Genomic DNA, 15,303 nt, shown 5'->3' with positions numbered 1-15,303 from the left:
CATTTTTTGCGCTTTGGTTTGCTTGTAAGAACAAAAGTGACATAACAAATGATTTTTAATTAAAAAAGAGAATCGATTCTCTTAACTCCTGTTAAAATTATTTATTCTAAATAATCATTGTCTACTGATTATTGTAGATTTACCTCACAGTGCTAAAATACTCCTCATTAGATAAGACACAGTAGTCCTTACTGTATAGTCATTCATAAGGTAATTCCAATGACGGTTAAAACTCGTTTTGCACCAAGTCCAACTGGCTTTTTGCACGTAGGTGGTGCTCGTACTGCACTTTACTCATGGTTATACGCTAAACATATGGGCGGCGAGTTTGTACTTCGTATTGAAGATACGGATCTAGAGCGTTCAACTCAAGAAGCTATCGACGCGATTATGGAAGGGATGGAGTGGTTAGAGCTTAACTGGGATGAAGGCCCTTACTACCAAACTAAGCGTTTTGATCGTTATAACGAAGTGGTTGATCAACTTCTAGCAGAAGACAAAGCGTACAAGTGTTACTGTCCGAAAGAGCTTCTTGACGAAATCCGTGAAGAGCAAATGGCAGCTGGTATTAAACCTCGCTACGATGCAAACCACCCTAAAATTATTGCAGCTAATGCCGCAGCAACAGAAGATTCACCATTCTGTATTCGCTTCCGTAACCCTAAAGAAGGGACGGTCGTTTTTGATGATAAAATCCGTGGTCACATCGAAATTGCGAACAGTGAGCTTGATGATCTTATCATTCGTCGTACAGATGGTAGCCCAACGTACAATTTCTGTGTGGTTATCGATGACTGGGATATGGGTATTACTCAAGTTGTTCGCGGTGAAGACCACATCAACAATACGCCTCGTCAAATTAATATCTATAAAGCGCTAGGTGCACCAGTACCTGAGTTTGCACACTGCGCAATGATTTTAGGTGATGATGGCGCAAAATTATCTAAGCGTCATGGCGCTGTAGGTGTAATGCAATACCGTGATGATGGTTACCTGCCACAATCATTACTGAACTACTTAGTACGCCTAGGTTGGTCTCATGGCGATCAAGAGATTTTCTCACGACAAGAGATGATTGATCTATTTAGCCTAGAATCAGTAAGTAAATCAGCATCTGCATTTAATACTGATAAGCTATTATGGCTAAATAACCATTACATCAAAACAGCTGAACCTGAGTATGTTGCGAAATACCTACAATGGCACTTAGATAAGAAAGAAATTTCTATTGAAAATGGCCCTGCTATTACAGATGTGATCACGCTAGTGGGTGAGCGTTGTAATACATTGATCGAACTTGCTGAACAATCTCGTTACTTCTACCAAGACTTTAACGAATTTGAAGCTGGCGCGGCGAAAAAGCATTTACGTCCTGTGGCAAAAGAAGCGTTAGCGCTTGCACTGGCTAAAGTTGAAGCACTTGAAGAGTGGACAACAGAAAATCTTCATGCCGTTATTGCACAAGTGTGTGAAGAACTTGAGCTAGGTATGGGTAAAGTGGGTATGCCTTTACGTGTAGCTGTTACAGGTCAAGGTCAGTCGCCTTCTGTTGATGCTGTGATGCAGCTTATTGGTAAAGAGCGTGTTGTCGCTCGTATCAAAATGGCGTTAGCATTTATTGCAGAGCGTGAAGCTAACGCATAAGCTTGTTAAATATAATATAAAAAAACGGAGCATTAATGCTCCGTTTTTTATATTTGCTAATTAGAATCTTGCGTTCACAAGAGGGAAAACAGGAAGATCTTTGCTAACGAAAGTACCCGAACGGTCGAAGTTGATTAAACCTATTTGAATACCTTTATTAATATGATTTGTTGCGTTCATAAAGCCAAATTGGAGTCCATTTAAACTACCTGCATAATTAAAGAGTCCCAATTGCGCACCTGTGAAATTACTTGCTGTGTAGTTTACTAGGCCGACATCAGCCCCTTTTGCTGTTCCGCCATTAAAGTTTGCTAAACCTAATTCAAACCCTTTCATACTTGTACGGGTACGGTTTGCACCATAGAACAAACCAAGGTTAATTCCTGTAAAGTTATCAATATCAGAAAGACCAAGAACGGAAAAATTTAACCCTTTCACATTGTGGCTTCGACCATAAAGTGCACTTACTCGAACACCTGATACATCACCTGCAGGCAAGTTAATTGTTGGAACAGAAAGTTGTACTGGAGAATCAGCGTAAACGGATGGAGCACAAATTGCCGCTGCGAGTAAAAGAGAGGTCAGTTGAAGCTTCATGAAAATAATCCTTAAGGTTAGTCGTCACCATTAAAGATATTTAACCGCACTTTATTACTAGAGGTGTCAATGGTAAGTAAATGATATAGGCGTGATTATTTTATGTTTGTTAGGGTTATATTTTTGAGTTAATTCACAAATATGCTTATATCTTTGTAGTTATGTTGACACTGATGCAGTGAGATTTTATTGTATTCTTGTTTTGGGGCTATAGCTCAGCTGGGAGAGCGCTTCGCTGGCAGCGAAGAGGTCAGCGGTTCGATCCCGCTTAGCTCCACCAAATTCTAAACCTCGCCTTGTGCGAGGTTTTTTTATGTCTAAATTTATCCATTTAAAACAAAGCCCCGCATAGTGGCGAGGCTCTTTATTGCTATAGCGAAATCTTAGAATCGCGCATTTACAATAGGGAATACAGGTAAGCTATTACTTACGAAAGTACCAGACTTATCATAGTTAATCAGGCCGATCTGAATACCTTTATTAATATGATCGGTTGCGTTCACTAAGCCAAACTGTAGGCCATTTAGTGTTCCTGCGTAGTTAAATGTACCGAACTGCGCACCTGTAAAGTTGCCAGCAGTATAGTTTACGGCACCAAAATCAGCCCCTTTCGCATTACCGTCGTTCAAGTTTGCAAGACCAAATTCAAGCCCCGTCATCATCGAACGAGTACGGTTCACACCAAATGCTAGGCCAAAGTTTAGACCTTTGAATGTATCAATATCTGAAAGACCTAATAATGAGAAGTTTACACCTGTTACAGAAGCGGTATGCCCATATAAAGCATTTAAGCGAACCCCTGTAACGTTACCTGCTGGTAGGTTTACGCCGGGTACTGAAAGCTGAACTGGTGTGTTAGCCATAGCTGCTGCAGGGGCAAGAAGAGCGGCAGATACAATAAGAGATGCTAATTTCATTTTCATAATGTCCTATACAAACTCATAACATGAGAGTTATGAAGTGCTGGCAGTATAAACACTAAATAATAAAAAACAACGTTCAAATATTGTAACGTTATGTTTCAAGTAATGAGCTAAATAAATCCATTTTATTGATTTAAAACAGTAAAAATATTTTTGATAATAATAGTTGTAGCCGTTTATTAGCCACAAAAATAAGGCTAATAACACGTTATAAAGCAGATTATTCAAAGAAGAGCAGATTAAATCATGCGACCCGAAGTGATAAAGACTGAATCTATATAGTATTGTTACGACACTACATTGTGTGGAAATAAAAAAGGCTTAGCAATAAAAAATCGCTAAGCCTTTGAAAAATATGGCGCTCCCTACTGGAGTCGAACCAGTGGCCTTCCCCTTAGGAGGGGGACGCTCTATCCATCTGAGCTAAGGAAGCATTTGAGTATTATACGGTATATTTTCAAAAATATAAGGGAATACTCTTAACGTCGCGTTTGCTTGGTTAGTAAATCACCAGGTTGGATGCTTGCTGCTAATTCTGGTTGATTAACAATAAGTTCCGCTGACTTTTCATAAACGCGATCAACGGTTAAGCTAATTTTTGTATCAACCATTCGATTCCGCGGTATACCTTTTTGATCAATAAATCCTGCGCTATGCCAAAGTTTTAATTTATCACCTTGTTTTACACCATGAATACGACCAACGTTCATTTGTGCGACATTATTATGGATGTTGATGATTTCTGGGAGGCTGGCTCGGCAAGAGAGCGCACTTTCAATATCTAGCATCATATTTTGGCTGATACGTTGAATGCTCTGTCCATAAGGTGAAACCCAAAAACGTGCTGATTTGGTATCCACATGGCTTGAGCGAGAAAACGGCCATAACCCAATTTCACGGTAGCTATTTTGGTAGATGATCTCGCCTGTTTTACCGTCCATTATTTCCAATGAAACAGCAAACTGGCGATTAACTTGATCTTTCTTAACTAATTTTTCATCAAGGGTGGCGGTCAAATCTGTTATTTCACCACCAATTAAATATTGCGCATCGTGATCTTCAGCCAGCATCGTCATTGCAGATGCTTGGGTTGCACTGAAAGGGACGGTTGTTTTACCAGTAACAATAAAGCTTTGGGAACGTTTTTGAATTTGCTTTCCGAGCATTGAAGCGAAATCAGTGCCTATTTTATAAACGCTACCCATGGCTGCTTGTTGTGGCTCTGTAATTGAAAAACTGCCTAATAGAATGCCTTTTTTATATTGGGTCTTGTGGCAACTTTTTGCCGATGGGTAAATGTCGATACGGCTGGTGACATACATTTTGCCGCCTGCTTTCTTTTGTTCAAGAACCGTTACATTACGGATCTCATTACCACTAAAACGGTATTGTTGCTTAGACTCTGCGAAATAAGGTTTTAATGACGGAAGTGTCGCTATTTCACCGCCCGCATGCCTCATCGCTTGATATACCGCATCTTCTAGTGCATTAACACGTGCTGTTTCTTCACTTTCTAAAATGACAGCTTCACCTGTTACTTCAACCCATTGGGCTGAGCTATAACATGAAAAAAACAAACAAAGTGCACTTAAGCTGCGTAAAAAAAATTTATTCATAAAAGCCCATTTAGGTATGTTTTTTGCTTTTTAATAGTTCGATGAAAAAGTGAATGCAAAGAGTGTTCCCAATTGGGCGCTTGTATTAAAGAATTTAAATGTTCATACGATATAAAGAAAACAATATTTGAGGGCGGGGAAGTAATGAATAAGTGGATTGTAATTGTGTTGTCGTTAGCGATGACTGCTTGTGCCGCACCTCCGGTTTATAACGGTAAAGAGAAATACTCATCAGGCGCCTATTCTTTATCAGACACGCCAAGACATACCGTTGATTATTTTATTGAAGGATTAGCGAATCAATTGGTAACGTCGAACCAATATTTAACGGCAAGTACGCCATTAGCCGTCACCTCGTTTGTTGATTTACAAGATATGACGGAAACCAACTGGCTCGGTAATGTGGTGAGTGAAAACTTCATGTACCAAATGCAGCAGCGTGGTTTTACTGTGGTTGATTACAAGTCAACAGGGGTAATTAAAGTGACTCGTAGTGGCGATTTTAGTATTAGTCGCAACTGGAAAGAATTAGCGTCACAGCAACCTGTTGATTACGTGCTAACAGGTACAATGCTGCGTCAAAGTGGTGGGGTGCTCATCAATGCTCGAATTATCGGTATGCGCTCAAATGTCGTAATTGCAACAGCACAAGGTTTTCTTCCGGCAGAGCGTATTGGCCGAGACTTGGATTTTATGAATAAAATTCAGTTACGAAATGGGGTAATTATGCGTACAGATGTGCGTAACCGTCCTGATAATAATGTAATTTTAAAGCCGTAAGGAAGTAACAATGAAATATTATGTGGCTTTAGCTGCTGCGATGTTATTACTGTCAGGTTGTACTAATACAACATCAGGCAGTGCAACGGTTCCAGGTCCTGACTTGACCCAAAGTAAAGATGTGATCCAAGCGGTAGGGTATGCTTCAATTAGTGAGCAAAAAGGGCGAACCAAAGAAGAAAAAAGTATTCGTGCAATGCGCGCTTCTAAGTTAGATGCTTACCGCGAATTATCAGAGCAAATTTATGGACTACGCATTAGTGCAACCACATCGCTTGATGATCAGCAGTTAGGGTATGAAAGTACAGATGGTGCAGTAGATGGTGTTATTCGTGGGGCAAAAATTATTCGCAGTTATCCTGTCGGTGACAGTTATGTCACGGAAATGGAGTTAAATATTGGTTTGATGGAACGAATGAAGCAACACGGTGAAGTGTTTCATGTGCCGAATAAACAAGAAGTCATGTTTTAACTTTACGCTTTTAGGTTGGTACCTAATGAACGAACATTTTGTGCGACACCATCACAATTGTAGGTCATTTGGTGCCGACCACGACTTTGCTGGAATAAGTTATTTAGCTTATGAAAGCTGAGGTGAGCGCGCTGTAATACTTCGCCATTGATATCATTATATTGTTGGCATTCTTTAACTAGATCTTGAATCGTATTCACTTGTGTTTGGTAATCGTTGATCTGTGTTAACTGGTCGCGCTCTTCATGGGAAGACAATAAATAATCGTGCTGTTGGACTTTGTAGATCAGATCTAACTTCTCTTTGGCAATCTGTTCAATTTCTAATGCCTTGCGGCGAGTAATTGCCACTCTTTCTTGTTTGAGAAGATCGATTAAAGACAATAAGGTGGTTTGTTGAACTTCAAGCAGTTGACCAAGTGTCTGTTTCATTACGCTGATCTCAATTTTAGTATGCAAATGTTATCTTAAAGCCCATTAAGCTCGTCTTCGAACTTTAACATATTTGATGCAAGTTTATCGGCATCAATAGTATATGAGCCATTTGCAATTGCTTGTTTGATCTCTGCCACTTTTCCTGCATCAAAGCTTGGCTCTGTTGCTAATTGTTGATGAATTTGGCCCACAGCTTTACCTTGAGAGCTTAAAGATACTTCGTCATGCTGTTCTTTAGCAATGTTTGAGGTGGTAGTTTGCTCTTCCGTTGTGGTTGTTTTTTGTTGGCCAACACGTGTGGTATTTACAGGTTGTCCACCACGTAGGTGATCAATACTTGCCATAATGTTTTACCTTGATAATTAACTGTGATACCTAGCTATCGGCAAAGTGTGAACAGACTTTAGTAAATATTATGAAGATAAAATGATTTATTTATCGTCATGCGCAATCAACTTTTCTGACTAATACTTTACGGTTACTTCACCAACTGCGGTAATAATAGCATCAATCATGCGTCTTGATGTTTTATTCTGAACTCGGATCTCTTCACCGATAGCTCCATCAGACAGTGCCTTGCCTTCTGTTACTATATTTAGTCCGCCTGTTCCGGCACGGATAATGACAGTGTCGTTACGGCATACTAAACAAATATCACGGGCTTGGATCATTTCTCCTAATTTTACTGAGCGTTTAACTTTTGATCCTATGATTTCATTAGGGTCTTCAAAGCTATTGCCTCGTTGGAAGCGACTTTCAACCATTTGAACGGAAAGTTTATCTCGAGTAATAACCATGCCTCGACCAAGAGCGACGCTGGCGACAACTTTAGGCAGTGTTAATTGTACATTTACAGGGACATAAAGCTGCCAGTTTTCGGTAGGACATTTAACAAGCACAGTAACATTACCACTTAAGTTTTGTTTGCCGGGTAGGCTGGCTTCAAGTGGCGCTGAACAAGTAGAAAAACGAAGACGGTTATCAAGCTCTGCTGCTGTAACTTTTAATTTCCCTTTTTCTGGTAAGGTAACTTGCTGTTTTATTAAGTTTTCAGCGGATTTTTCCACGGAATCTAGCACGTTATAATCAGAAGCAAAGATATTTGTACTAAAGAAAAATAGCAAAAGGCCGATAAAAATTGGCAAGAGTTTTTGATCTCTGTGGCTTGTCACGGTAAATGCTCTTTGGTCATGGTTAGAATTACTATAACATTCGCAGTTATAGCTAGATATTCTAATATCTTGATTATTTATCAGATGTGATCGTGAGTGGATAAAGTGTGTTCGCGAGCGCGATTTATAACACGACAGGGAGTTTATCCAATGACAGGTATTTTAGATTCAGTTAATCAGCGGACACAATTAGTTGGGCAAAACCGATTAGAGCTGCTGACATTTCGTCTTAATCGACGTCAACGTTATGGTATTAACGTATTTAAAGTTAAAGAAGTTCTGCAGTGTCCCCAATTAACATCAATGCCGAATTTACATCCATTGATTAAAGGTGTTGCTCATATTCGAGGACAAACCATTTCTGTTATTGATATGAGTTTAGCGACCGGTGGACGCCCAATCACCGATTTAACGAATTGCTTTATTATCATTTCGGAATTTAATCGTTCTATTCAAGGTTTCCTTGTGTCTTCTGTTGAACGCATTATTAATATGAATTGGGAATCGATTCTTCCACCTCCTCAAGGGGCTGGTCGAAGTAACTATCTGACTGCTGTGACAGAAATAGACGGTGAACTGGTCGAAATTTTAGATGTTGAAAAAATTCTCGATGAGATCTCACCGGTTAATACCAACATTACAGGAACCGTGCTTGAAGAGTTGGTTGAAAATGGCCCTGCCGTGCGTCGGGTTCTTGTTGCTGATGATTCAACCGTTGCACGTAAGCAGGTACAACGAGCGATAGAAGCGATTGGTTGTGAATGCGTACTCGTAAAAGATGGTAAAGAAGCCATTATTAAATTGCGTGAAATGGCCGCTCAAGGCTCTATTTATGATCAACTAGCATTGATTATTTCAGATATTGAAATGCCTGAAATGGATGGGTACACATTAACTGCTGAGATACGAAATGATCCTAAATTAAAAGACTTACATGTTATTTTACATACATCATTAAGTGGTGTGTTTAACCAAGCCATGGTTGAACGTGTAGGAGCAAATGCTTTTATTCCTAAATTTAACCCAGACGAATTGGGTCGAGCTGTAAAAGGGGCAATGCCTGATAGCTCAATTGAATCGGCGTAACAGTTTGAAATTATTAAAAATTATTGAGCATTTAATGCCGAATGTACTGACAAAGAAGAGTTGTAAATGACAGCAGTAACTGTAAATGACCAAGAATATCGTGAATTTTGCCGATTTCTTGAGTCTCAATGTGGCATCGTATTAGGCGATAGCAAGCAATATTTAGTGCGCAGTCGTTTAAGCCCGTTAGTGAATCGTTTTTCTTTATCGTCGCTTTCAGACTTGTTGCAGAATGTATTATCAGGTCGTAATCGTGAATTACGTATTGCCGCCGTTGATGCGATGACAACCAATGAAACATTATGGTTTCGTGATGGTTATCCTTTTACCGTATTATCAGACAAAATTTTGCCTGAACTTTCAGCAAATAAAAAACCGATCAAAATTTGGTCTGCGGCGAGTTCATCAGGCCAAGAACCGTATTCTATGGCGATGACGGTTTTGGAAACCCAAGCTAAGCGTCCTGGTTTACTGCCATCTATTCAAATTACTGCCACTGACATCTCACAGACGATGCTGGAAACATGCCGAGCAGGTGTGTATGACAATCTTGCTTTAAGCCGAGGGTTATCGCCGGAGCGTCGCCGTATGTTTTTTGAAGACAATGGTGATGGCCGTATGCGGGTTAACAATAAAGTTAAACAAATGGTTAATTTTAGGCCGCAGAACCTTAAAGATAGCTATGCATTGCTGGGGAAGTTTGACATTATTTTCTGTCGAAATGTTTTGATATATTTTTCTCCAGAGATGAAATCGAAAGTTTTAAATCAATTAGCGACCAGCTTAAATCCTGGTGGCTATTTGTTCTTAGGTGCATCAGAGTCACTAACAGGGTTAACAGAAAAATTTGAAATGATCCGTTGTAACCCTGGCATCATTTATAAACTCCGTTAATTGAAGAAGCGCTGCCGCTTGTTAATATTGCGTGTAGCGCTTTTTAGTTAATTATTCTCCTCTCTAGTTACCAACCATCTTCTTAATTTCTCAATTCTTAAAATTGGCACTGTCTTTGCTTTATTACTGCTAAGTAATTGTGGAGGCAAGATATGTCCATTTCGTTCGATAAAGCATTAGGGGTTCATCAGTATACTGTTGGCGTACGTGAAAAACGTGCCGAAACCCTAGCGAGTAATATCTCTAATGCCAACACTCCTGGCTATAAAGCAAAAGATTTAGACTTCAGTCGTGCGCTTAAAGCGGCAACATCTGGGGCAGATATTGGCCTAAGCCGAACAAATGGGCGGCACATTAATGCCTCTACACAAGTCAGTGGCGAGCAAAAATATCGCGTGCCAACACAGCCGGATACAGGGGATGGCAACACGGTGGATGCCCAACTAGAGCAAAACTTGTTTATGCAAAATAGTATTGAATATCAAGCATCGTTGGATTTTTTAGGTTCTAAATTTAAGAACCTGAGCAAGGCATTGAAAGGGGAATAATAATGAGTTTATTTAATGTTTTTAATGTAACGGGATCGGCAATGAGTGCTGAATCTGTACGTTTAAATACCACATCAAGTAACCTTGCTAACGCCAACAGTGTCAGTAGCTCAGCAGAAGAAACTTATAAAGCCCGTCATCCTATTTTTGCCGCCGCATTAAATTCTGCGTCTTATCATCAAAGCAGCAGCGTACCTGTGCAAGTTAAAGGTATTGTTGAAAGTGATAAGCCGCTATCAGCTGAATACAATCCAGAGCACCCGATGGCAAATGCTGAAGGTTTTATTTATAAGCCCAACGTTAATGTGATGGAAGAGATGGCGAATATGATTTCAGCATCTCGTTCATATCAAAATAATGTTCAGGTAGCCGATGCAAGTAAGCAGATGCTAATGAAAACCTTGCAGATGGGCAAATAAGGTAAGGAGTTGTCATTATGAGCACAGTTAATGGTGCAGGAAACAGCAATCTTTCTTACCTTGACCAGCTAAAAAGCATGCAAGATAAGAAAGTCGAACAAGAGCAAGAAGTCACAGGAAAAAATCAGCTAAAGCAAGATGATTTCTTGTCATTACTAACCAAGCAGTTAGCACAGCAAGATCCGTTTAAACCTGTGAGTAATGATCAAATGATCGCGCAAATGGCATCATTCGCTACCGTTGATGGCATTAACAAAATGAATGAGCAGTTTGGCTCATTAAATAGTGCGATGACGTCAAATCAAGCACTACAAGCTTCTTCTCTTGTTGGACAAGATGTACTTATTCCTAATTCAACCGCAATGCGCAGTAGCGAAGGCGAAATGTCTGGCATGACGCGTTTAACGCAAAGCATTGATAACGCAATGTTGCGCGTTGAAAATGAACAAGGTGAATTGGTTAAAACCATGAGTCTTGGTGCTAAATCAGCCGGTGAACATCCCTTTACATGGGATGGTAAAGATGATGATGGCAATATTATGCCGCAAGGTATGTATAAGTTTTCTGTGTCAGGCAATGTAAAAGGCGAAAGCCAGAATTTTGAAGTGCTTACACACGCAAACGTGAATAGCGTTTTATTAGGGAATAACGACGGTCAGGTGATGTTAAACCTTGCTGGTTTCGATAAGCCAGTTCAGTTGGCTGATGTTCTACAAATTGGCAAAGCAACACAAAAAGGATAATCGAATATGAGTATGAACATTGCGTTGAGCGGTCTAGGTGCAGCTCAAAAAGATCTAAATACCACCAGTAATAACATAGCCAATGCCAACACCTTTGGTTTTAAAGAATCACGTGCTGAATTTGGTGATGTCTATTCTAATTCGATTTTCTCTAATGGTAAAACGACAACGGGTGGGGGCGTACAAACCTCAACGGTTGCACAACAGTTCCATGAAGGTTCTAGTATTTATACCAATAACCCATTAGATTTACGTGTATCTGGTTCGGGTTTTTTTGCTGTGGCAGATAATAAGAATGAACCTTCGAATAATAATCTTACTCGCAATGGTGCATTTCATCTAAATAACGAAAATGAGTTAGTGAACTCTGAAGGTAAGTTTCTACTGGGTTACCCTGTCAATAAAGATTCAAATACCGTGGCTTCTTATGAAGCAAAATCGATGAAAATTGATGATGTATTTGGTCAGCCAACAAAATCAGGCACGATCAAAGTGTCTTTAAATTTACCTAATAAAGAAACAACGCCTAAAAATAGTCCATTTGACTTTAAAGATCCTGATTCTTTCAATAAATCAACGTCATCAACGATTTATGATTCATTAGGTAAACCGTATAAAATGACGACTTATTATGTCGCTAAATATGATCCTAATGCCGTTCCAACCAATGCTAATACATGGGAAGTACATCAAACTGTTACCAATAACAGTGGTCAAGAGCGGTTATTAAAGCCAGATCCAGCAAGCATCCCTGCAGCTTATCAAGTTATTGATAATACAAACCCTGCAGCCCCTGTAGTGACAGGCTATCGGATGCGATTTGATCAAAATGGTCAGCCATATCCTGGAGACCCTGGTAATCCACCTGCCGTTCCAGCAACTCCACCAATGCCATTAAATATCCAAATGGAGACATTCGCTTCTGCTGGTATTGATGTCGGTGGTGCTGATCCTACGCAATCGTTAACTATGAATTATGATGATCCGACGCAATATGCTTCAGCGTTTGAAGTGCGCAAATTTCAAGATGTAGACGGCGCGACAACAGGTTATTTATCGAAAGTTGATATTGATCCTGAAGGCAATATTTTGGCGTCTTATTCAAATGGTAAAGATATCGTTGTAGGACGTGTTGCCTTAGCCCGTGTTTCTAATGAACAAGGGTTAGCACAGTTAGGTGGCACGCTTTGGAATACCACCCAAGAATCAGGTCAGGCGATTTGGGGCGATGCATCACAAGGTTCATTTGGCTCTGTTAAAAGCGGAACGCTTGAACAATCAAATATCGATATGACTCAAGAGCTGGTGGATTTGATCACCGCGCAACGTAACTTCCAAGCCAGCTCTCGTGCACTAGATGTGAATAATCAGCTACAACAGAATATTCTACAAATTCGTTAAGCTTTATCCTTTCCAGTCCTATTGCCGTTTTACCTTTTCGTTGAAGCGGCAATTTTTTTCCCTCCAGCTTTACCTTCTTGCTCTTTTGCTCTCAATTCACTGTTATTAAACAATAAATATAATTGGCTTAGTTTTTGCTTTATTGATGCTGTTAGATAATAGGAGTGTCAAAAAAATGGATCGTGCTCTGTATCTTGCCATGAGTGGCGCAAAACAAGATATGTATGGTATGCAAGTTCATGCCAATAACTTGGCAAATGTCAGTACAACAGGTTTTCGTGCCGACTTACAACAGGCGCGCAGTATGCAAGCCTATGGTGAAGGTCTACCTAGCCGAGTGTTTTCAATGACTGAGCGCCCGGGTAATGATTTTGCACAAGGTTCAGTGATCAATACAGGGCGTGATTTAGACGTTGCTATTGAAGGTGATGGTTGGCTTGCTGTAATGGATGTCAAAGGCCAAGAAGCTTACACCCGTGCTGGGCATTTGAAAATTGATCAAACAGGCATGCTACAAAACAGTAATGGTCAATTGGTATTAGGCCAAAACGACAGTCCTATTTTTATCCCACTTCCGATCAGTAAAATTGAAATTGGTAAAGACGGTACGGTGTCGGTTTTACCACAAGGTGCGCCGCCTGATGCAATCGCAGTCGTTGATCGCATCAAATTGGTTAAACCTGATAATCAAGCGTTATTTAAAGATACTGATGGTTTATTTAAGTCCATCGGCGAGCGTATTCCGCTTGATGCAGATGCCAGTGTAACACTGGCGAAAGGTATGCTTGAAGGCAGTAACGTGAATGCGGTTTCTGAAATGACCAGCATGATAGATCTTCAGCGCCACTTTGAAATGCAAGTAAAACTGATGAAAACCGCAGAAGAAATGGATAAAGCCTCTTCTTCTCTTATGCGTATTGGCTAATTAAAAGGACAGAACAATGCATCCAGCACTATGGGTAAGTAAAACCGGTCTTGACGCGCAGCAGACAAATATCTCGACTATTTCTAACAACTTGGCTAACGCATCAACCGTTGGTTTTAAAAAAGGTCGCGCGGTTTTTGAAGATCTCTTTTATCAAAATATTAACCAACCGGGCGGTCAGTCAACTCAAGATACCACATTACCAACAGGTTTAATGTTGGGGGCGGGTTCAAAAGTGGTTGCGACACAAAAAGTCTTTACTCAAGGTAATACTCAAACCACCAATAACGCCATGGACATGATGATCGAAGGTGATGGCTTTTTCCAAGTGCTATTACCTGATGGCAATATAGGCTATACCCGTAATGGTCAGTTCACGATTAACTCTGAAGGTCAATTGGTTACCAGTGGTAGTGGCTATCCTGTCCAGCCTGAGATTGTGGTACCTGAAGATGCGGTAGGCATCACCGTCGGTACTGATGGTGAAGTTTCTGCCCGTATTCGTGGAGAGCAAGAAAACCAAGCCTTGGGGCAAATTACGACTGTTGACTTTATTAACCCAGGTGGTATGGAGCCTATCGGTCAGAACTTATTCTTACCAACAGGCGCGAGTGGTGATCCTCAAGAAGGAACGCCAGGCTTAGAAGGATATGGTTCTATTCGCCAATCTATGCTTGAAACGTCCAACGTAAACGTGACGGAAGAGCTTGTGAATATGATTGAAGCACAACGTGTTTATGAGATGAACTCGAAGGTGATTTCAACTGTCGATCAGATGTTGAGTTACGTTAACCAGCAGTTGTAATGATTGGTGGTAATGAATGAATTGCGCTCAGGTAAATAAAATGAATCGTCAGTGGATGAAAAAATCATTACTTCTATTAAGTTTGGCATTAACAGGCTGTGTATCTACACCACCTGATGTTGCTGGCAGTGATATTGAAAAAGCCACCACCAATGTTGATGCGGTAGAAGGTAAAGAGAAAGAGTCGAAAGGGCTGATTGATCGGATCCGTAAACGCGAAGATCCAGAAGCGGGCGATCCCGCTTGGAATCCTGTTCGTCCACAAGATAAACCTGAGCATTACGCAACCGCAACAGGCTCTTTATTTAATCAATCACAAGTGCAAGATCTGTATGACGACACTAAGCCCCGTGGTATTGGTGATATCGTCACAATTTTACTCGAAGAAAAAACCGCAGCGAAAAAGAGTGCAAGTTCAGATTTAGATAAATCTACCGATTTAAATATGAAGCCAATAGAGCTAGGGGGGAAACCCGTCACCATTCGTGATTACAGCTTGTCTTATGGTATGTCGAACAACAACACATTTGCAGGCTCTACTTCTGCCGATCAAAGTAACAGTATTAAAGGTTCTATTTCAGTTGAAGTGGTTGAGGTTTTAAATAACGGTAACTTGGTTGTACGTGGTGAAAAATGGCTAATGCTTAACACTGGCGAAGAATATATTCGGGTTAGCGGACATATTAGACCTGACGATATTAGCCAAGATAACACCATTGCATCAACACGTATTTCTAATGCGCGGATCCAATACTCAGGTACCGGTGATCGCCAAGATATTCAAGAGCAAAATTGGTTATCACGTTTCTTTAACGTTGCTTTCTAATCAGCCAATTTTTGTCAA

General features: G+C 40.3%; 18 protein-coding genes and 2 tRNA genes. 13 read left to right on the top strand and 7 right to left on the bottom strand.

Annotation, left to right across the window (positions count from 1 at the left end):
- The first annotated feature begins 219 nt into the window (after nucleotides 1–219).
- Entirely contained in the window at nucleotides 220–1,644 is a 1,425-nt protein-coding gene (gltX, locus tag C9J45_RS02210; RefSeq protein ID WP_107205469.1) for a glutamate--tRNA ligase, read from the top strand.
- A gap of 60 nt (nucleotides 1,645–1,704) precedes the next feature.
- Here gltX and C9J45_RS02205 read toward each other — a convergent pair whose 3' ends face one another.
- Entirely contained in the window at nucleotides 1,705–2,241 is a 537-nt protein-coding gene (locus C9J45_RS02205; RefSeq protein WP_107292095.1) for an LA_2272 family surface repeat-containing protein, read from the bottom strand.
- A gap of 204 nt (nucleotides 2,242–2,445) precedes the next feature.
- Here C9J45_RS02205 and C9J45_RS02200 point away from each other — a divergent pair.
- Nucleotides 2,446–2,521 (top strand) — tRNA-Ala (locus C9J45_RS02200).
- A gap of 103 nt (nucleotides 2,522–2,624) precedes the next feature.
- On the opposite strand, the gene C9J45_RS02195 is transcribed toward C9J45_RS02200, so the two are convergent.
- The 3 genes from C9J45_RS02195 to C9J45_RS02185 form a co-directional block, all read right to left on the bottom strand.
- The gene (locus C9J45_RS02195; protein WP_233217610.1) at nucleotides 2,625–3,158 is read right to left on the bottom strand and encodes a hypothetical protein; all 534 of its coding nucleotides are present in this window, start codon (nucleotides 3,156–3,158) and stop codon (nucleotides 2,625–2,627) included.
- Nucleotides 3,159–3,520: 362 nt separating this feature from the next.
- Nucleotides 3,521–3,597, bottom strand: a tRNA-Arg gene (locus tag C9J45_RS02190).
- Between the two features lie 46 nt (nucleotides 3,598–3,643).
- Nucleotides 3,644–4,780 carry a flagella assembly protein FlgT gene (locus C9J45_RS02185; RefSeq protein WP_107245638.1) on the bottom strand — a complete coding sequence of 379 codons (1,137 nt, stop codon included), beginning with the start codon at nucleotides 4,778–4,780 and terminating at the stop codon, nucleotides 3,644–3,646.
- A gap of 144 nt (nucleotides 4,781–4,924) precedes the next feature.
- On the opposite strand from C9J45_RS02185, the gene C9J45_RS02180 reads away from it, so the two are divergent.
- Complete coding sequence (locus tag C9J45_RS02180; RefSeq protein ID WP_005370226.1) at nucleotides 4,925–5,560, top strand: FlgO family outer membrane protein; 636 nt, start codon at nucleotides 4,925–4,927, stop codon at nucleotides 5,558–5,560.
- Nucleotides 5,561–5,570: 10 nt separating this feature from the next.
- Complete coding sequence (locus C9J45_RS02175; protein WP_107205473.1) at nucleotides 5,571–6,032, top strand: LPP20 family lipoprotein; 462 nt, start codon at nucleotides 5,571–5,573, stop codon at nucleotides 6,030–6,032.
- A 2-nt stretch (nucleotides 6,033–6,034) separates the two neighbouring features.
- Here C9J45_RS02175 and C9J45_RS02170 read toward each other — a convergent pair whose 3' ends face one another.
- The 3 genes from C9J45_RS02170 to flgA all read right to left on the bottom strand — a co-directional run bounded on the left by C9J45_RS02170 (nucleotide 6,035) and on the right by flgA (nucleotide 7,638).
- Nucleotides 6,035–6,463: a flagella synthesis protein FlgN gene (locus C9J45_RS02170; RefSeq protein WP_107205474.1), complete on the bottom strand. Its 429-nt coding sequence runs from the start codon at nucleotides 6,461–6,463 to the stop codon at nucleotides 6,035–6,037.
- 35 nt (nucleotides 6,464–6,498) lie between these two features.
- Complete coding sequence (gene flgM / locus C9J45_RS02165; protein ID WP_105060722.1) at nucleotides 6,499–6,810, bottom strand: flagellar biosynthesis anti-sigma factor FlgM; 312 nt, start codon at nucleotides 6,808–6,810, stop codon at nucleotides 6,499–6,501.
- A gap of 120 nt (nucleotides 6,811–6,930) precedes the next feature.
- Nucleotides 6,931–7,638: a flagellar basal body P-ring formation chaperone FlgA gene (gene flgA / locus C9J45_RS02160; protein ID WP_107205475.1), complete on the bottom strand. Its 708-nt coding sequence runs from the start codon at nucleotides 7,636–7,638 to the stop codon at nucleotides 6,931–6,933.
- 150 nt (nucleotides 7,639–7,788) lie between these two features.
- On the opposite strand from flgA, the gene C9J45_RS02155 reads away from it, so the two are divergent.
- The 9 genes from C9J45_RS02155 (at nucleotide 7,789) to flgH (ending at nucleotide 15,285) form a co-directional block, all read left to right on the top strand.
- A complete protein-coding gene (locus C9J45_RS02155; RefSeq protein WP_107205476.1) occupies nucleotides 7,789–8,724 on the top strand; it encodes a chemotaxis protein CheV in 936 nt (311 codons plus the stop codon).
- Nucleotides 8,725–8,790: 66 nt separating this feature from the next.
- Nucleotides 8,791–9,618, top strand: coding sequence for a protein-glutamate O-methyltransferase CheR (locus C9J45_RS02150; protein WP_107292094.1), 828 nt, complete (start codon nucleotides 8,791–8,793; stop codon nucleotides 9,616–9,618).
- A 152-nt stretch (nucleotides 9,619–9,770) separates the two neighbouring features.
- Nucleotides 9,771–10,166, top strand: a complete 396-nt coding sequence (flgB, locus tag C9J45_RS02145) for a flagellar basal body rod protein FlgB (RefSeq protein WP_005370239.1) — start codon at nucleotides 9,771–9,773, stop codon at nucleotides 10,164–10,166.
- Between the two features lie 2 nt (nucleotides 10,167–10,168).
- Complete coding sequence (gene flgC / locus C9J45_RS02140; protein ID WP_045082774.1) at nucleotides 10,169–10,585, top strand: flagellar basal body rod protein FlgC; 417 nt, start codon at nucleotides 10,169–10,171, stop codon at nucleotides 10,583–10,585.
- Between the two features lie 17 nt (nucleotides 10,586–10,602).
- Nucleotides 10,603–11,328 carry a flagellar hook assembly protein FlgD gene (flgD, locus tag C9J45_RS02135; RefSeq protein WP_107292093.1) on the top strand — a complete coding sequence of 242 codons (726 nt, stop codon included), beginning with the start codon at nucleotides 10,603–10,605 and terminating at the stop codon, nucleotides 11,326–11,328.
- 6 nt (nucleotides 11,329–11,334) lie between these two features.
- Entirely contained in the window at nucleotides 11,335–12,729 is a 1,395-nt protein-coding gene (gene flgE / locus C9J45_RS02130) for a flagellar hook protein FlgE (RefSeq protein WP_107205478.1), read from the top strand.
- A 175-nt stretch (nucleotides 12,730–12,904) separates the two neighbouring features.
- Nucleotides 12,905–13,654, top strand: coding sequence for a flagellar basal-body rod protein FlgF (flgF, locus tag C9J45_RS02125; RefSeq protein ID WP_107205479.1), 750 nt, complete (start codon nucleotides 12,905–12,907; stop codon nucleotides 13,652–13,654).
- 16 nt (nucleotides 13,655–13,670) lie between these two features.
- The gene (gene flgG, locus C9J45_RS02120; RefSeq protein ID WP_107205480.1) at nucleotides 13,671–14,459 is read left to right on the top strand and encodes a flagellar basal-body rod protein FlgG; all 789 of its coding nucleotides are present in this window, start codon (nucleotides 13,671–13,673) and stop codon (nucleotides 14,457–14,459) included.
- Nucleotides 14,460–14,514: 55 nt separating this feature from the next.
- Nucleotides 14,515–15,285, top strand: coding sequence for a flagellar basal body L-ring protein FlgH (gene flgH, locus C9J45_RS02115; RefSeq protein WP_199187034.1), 771 nt, complete (start codon nucleotides 14,515–14,517; stop codon nucleotides 15,283–15,285).
- Nucleotides 15,286–15,303 lie beyond the last annotated feature (18 nt).

Origin of the sequence: Photobacterium sp. GB-1 (genome assembly GCF_003026165.1) — a bacterium.
Classification (GTDB): Bacteria; Pseudomonadota; Gammaproteobacteria; order Enterobacterales; family Vibrionaceae; genus Photobacterium.
Note: the sequence above shows the minus strand (reverse complement) of the source record. Positions and strands in the feature narration are given on the sequence as shown.

What these genes read in the sequence shown, in the direction of transcription:
- C9J45_RS02175 (WP_107205473.1), top strand. Translation starts at nt 5,571, where the DNA reads ATGAAATATTATGTGGCTTTAGCTGCTGCGATGTTATTACTGTCAGGT.
- C9J45_RS02180 (WP_005370226.1), top strand. Translation starts at nt 4,925, where the DNA reads ATGAATAAGTGGATTGTAATTGTGTTGTCGTTAGCGATGACTGCTTGT.
- flgM (WP_105060722.1), bottom strand. Translation starts at nt 6,810, where the DNA reads ATGGCAAGTATTGATCACCTACGTGGTGGACAACCTGTAAATACCACA.
- C9J45_RS02185 (WP_107245638.1), bottom strand. Translation starts at nt 4,780, where the DNA reads ATGAATAAATTTTTTTTACGCAGCTTAAGTGCACTTTGTTTGTTTTTT.
- C9J45_RS02195 (WP_233217610.1), bottom strand. Translation starts at nt 3,158, where the DNA reads ATGAAATTAGCATCTCTTATTGTATCTGCCGCTCTTCTTGCCCCTGCA.
- flgC (WP_045082774.1), top strand. Translation starts at nt 10,169, where the DNA reads ATGAGTTTATTTAATGTTTTTAATGTAACGGGATCGGCAATGAGTGCT.
- C9J45_RS02150 (WP_107292094.1), top strand. Translation starts at nt 8,791, where the DNA reads ATGACAGCAGTAACTGTAAATGACCAAGAATATCGTGAATTTTGCCGA.
- C9J45_RS02155 (WP_107205476.1), top strand. Translation starts at nt 7,789, where the DNA reads ATGACAGGTATTTTAGATTCAGTTAATCAGCGGACACAATTAGTTGGG.
- flgD (WP_107292093.1), top strand. Translation starts at nt 10,603, where the DNA reads ATGAGCACAGTTAATGGTGCAGGAAACAGCAATCTTTCTTACCTTGAC.
- flgG (WP_107205480.1), top strand. Translation starts at nt 13,671, where the DNA reads ATGCATCCAGCACTATGGGTAAGTAAAACCGGTCTTGACGCGCAGCAG.
- flgF (WP_107205479.1), top strand. Translation starts at nt 12,905, where the DNA reads ATGGATCGTGCTCTGTATCTTGCCATGAGTGGCGCAAAACAAGATATG.
- flgE (WP_107205478.1), top strand. Translation starts at nt 11,335, where the DNA reads ATGAGTATGAACATTGCGTTGAGCGGTCTAGGTGCAGCTCAAAAAGAT.
- C9J45_RS02205 (WP_107292095.1), bottom strand. Translation starts at nt 2,241, where the DNA reads ATGAAGCTTCAACTGACCTCTCTTTTACTCGCAGCGGCAATTTGTGCT.
- flgH (WP_199187034.1), top strand. Translation starts at nt 14,515, where the DNA reads ATGAAAAAATCATTACTTCTATTAAGTTTGGCATTAACAGGCTGTGTA.
- flgB (WP_005370239.1), top strand. Translation starts at nt 9,771, where the DNA reads ATGTCCATTTCGTTCGATAAAGCATTAGGGGTTCATCAGTATACTGTT.
- gltX (WP_107205469.1), top strand. Translation starts at nt 220, where the DNA reads ATGACGGTTAAAACTCGTTTTGCACCAAGTCCAACTGGCTTTTTGCAC.
- C9J45_RS02170 (WP_107205474.1), bottom strand. Translation starts at nt 6,463, where the DNA reads ATGAAACAGACACTTGGTCAACTGCTTGAAGTTCAACAAACCACCTTA.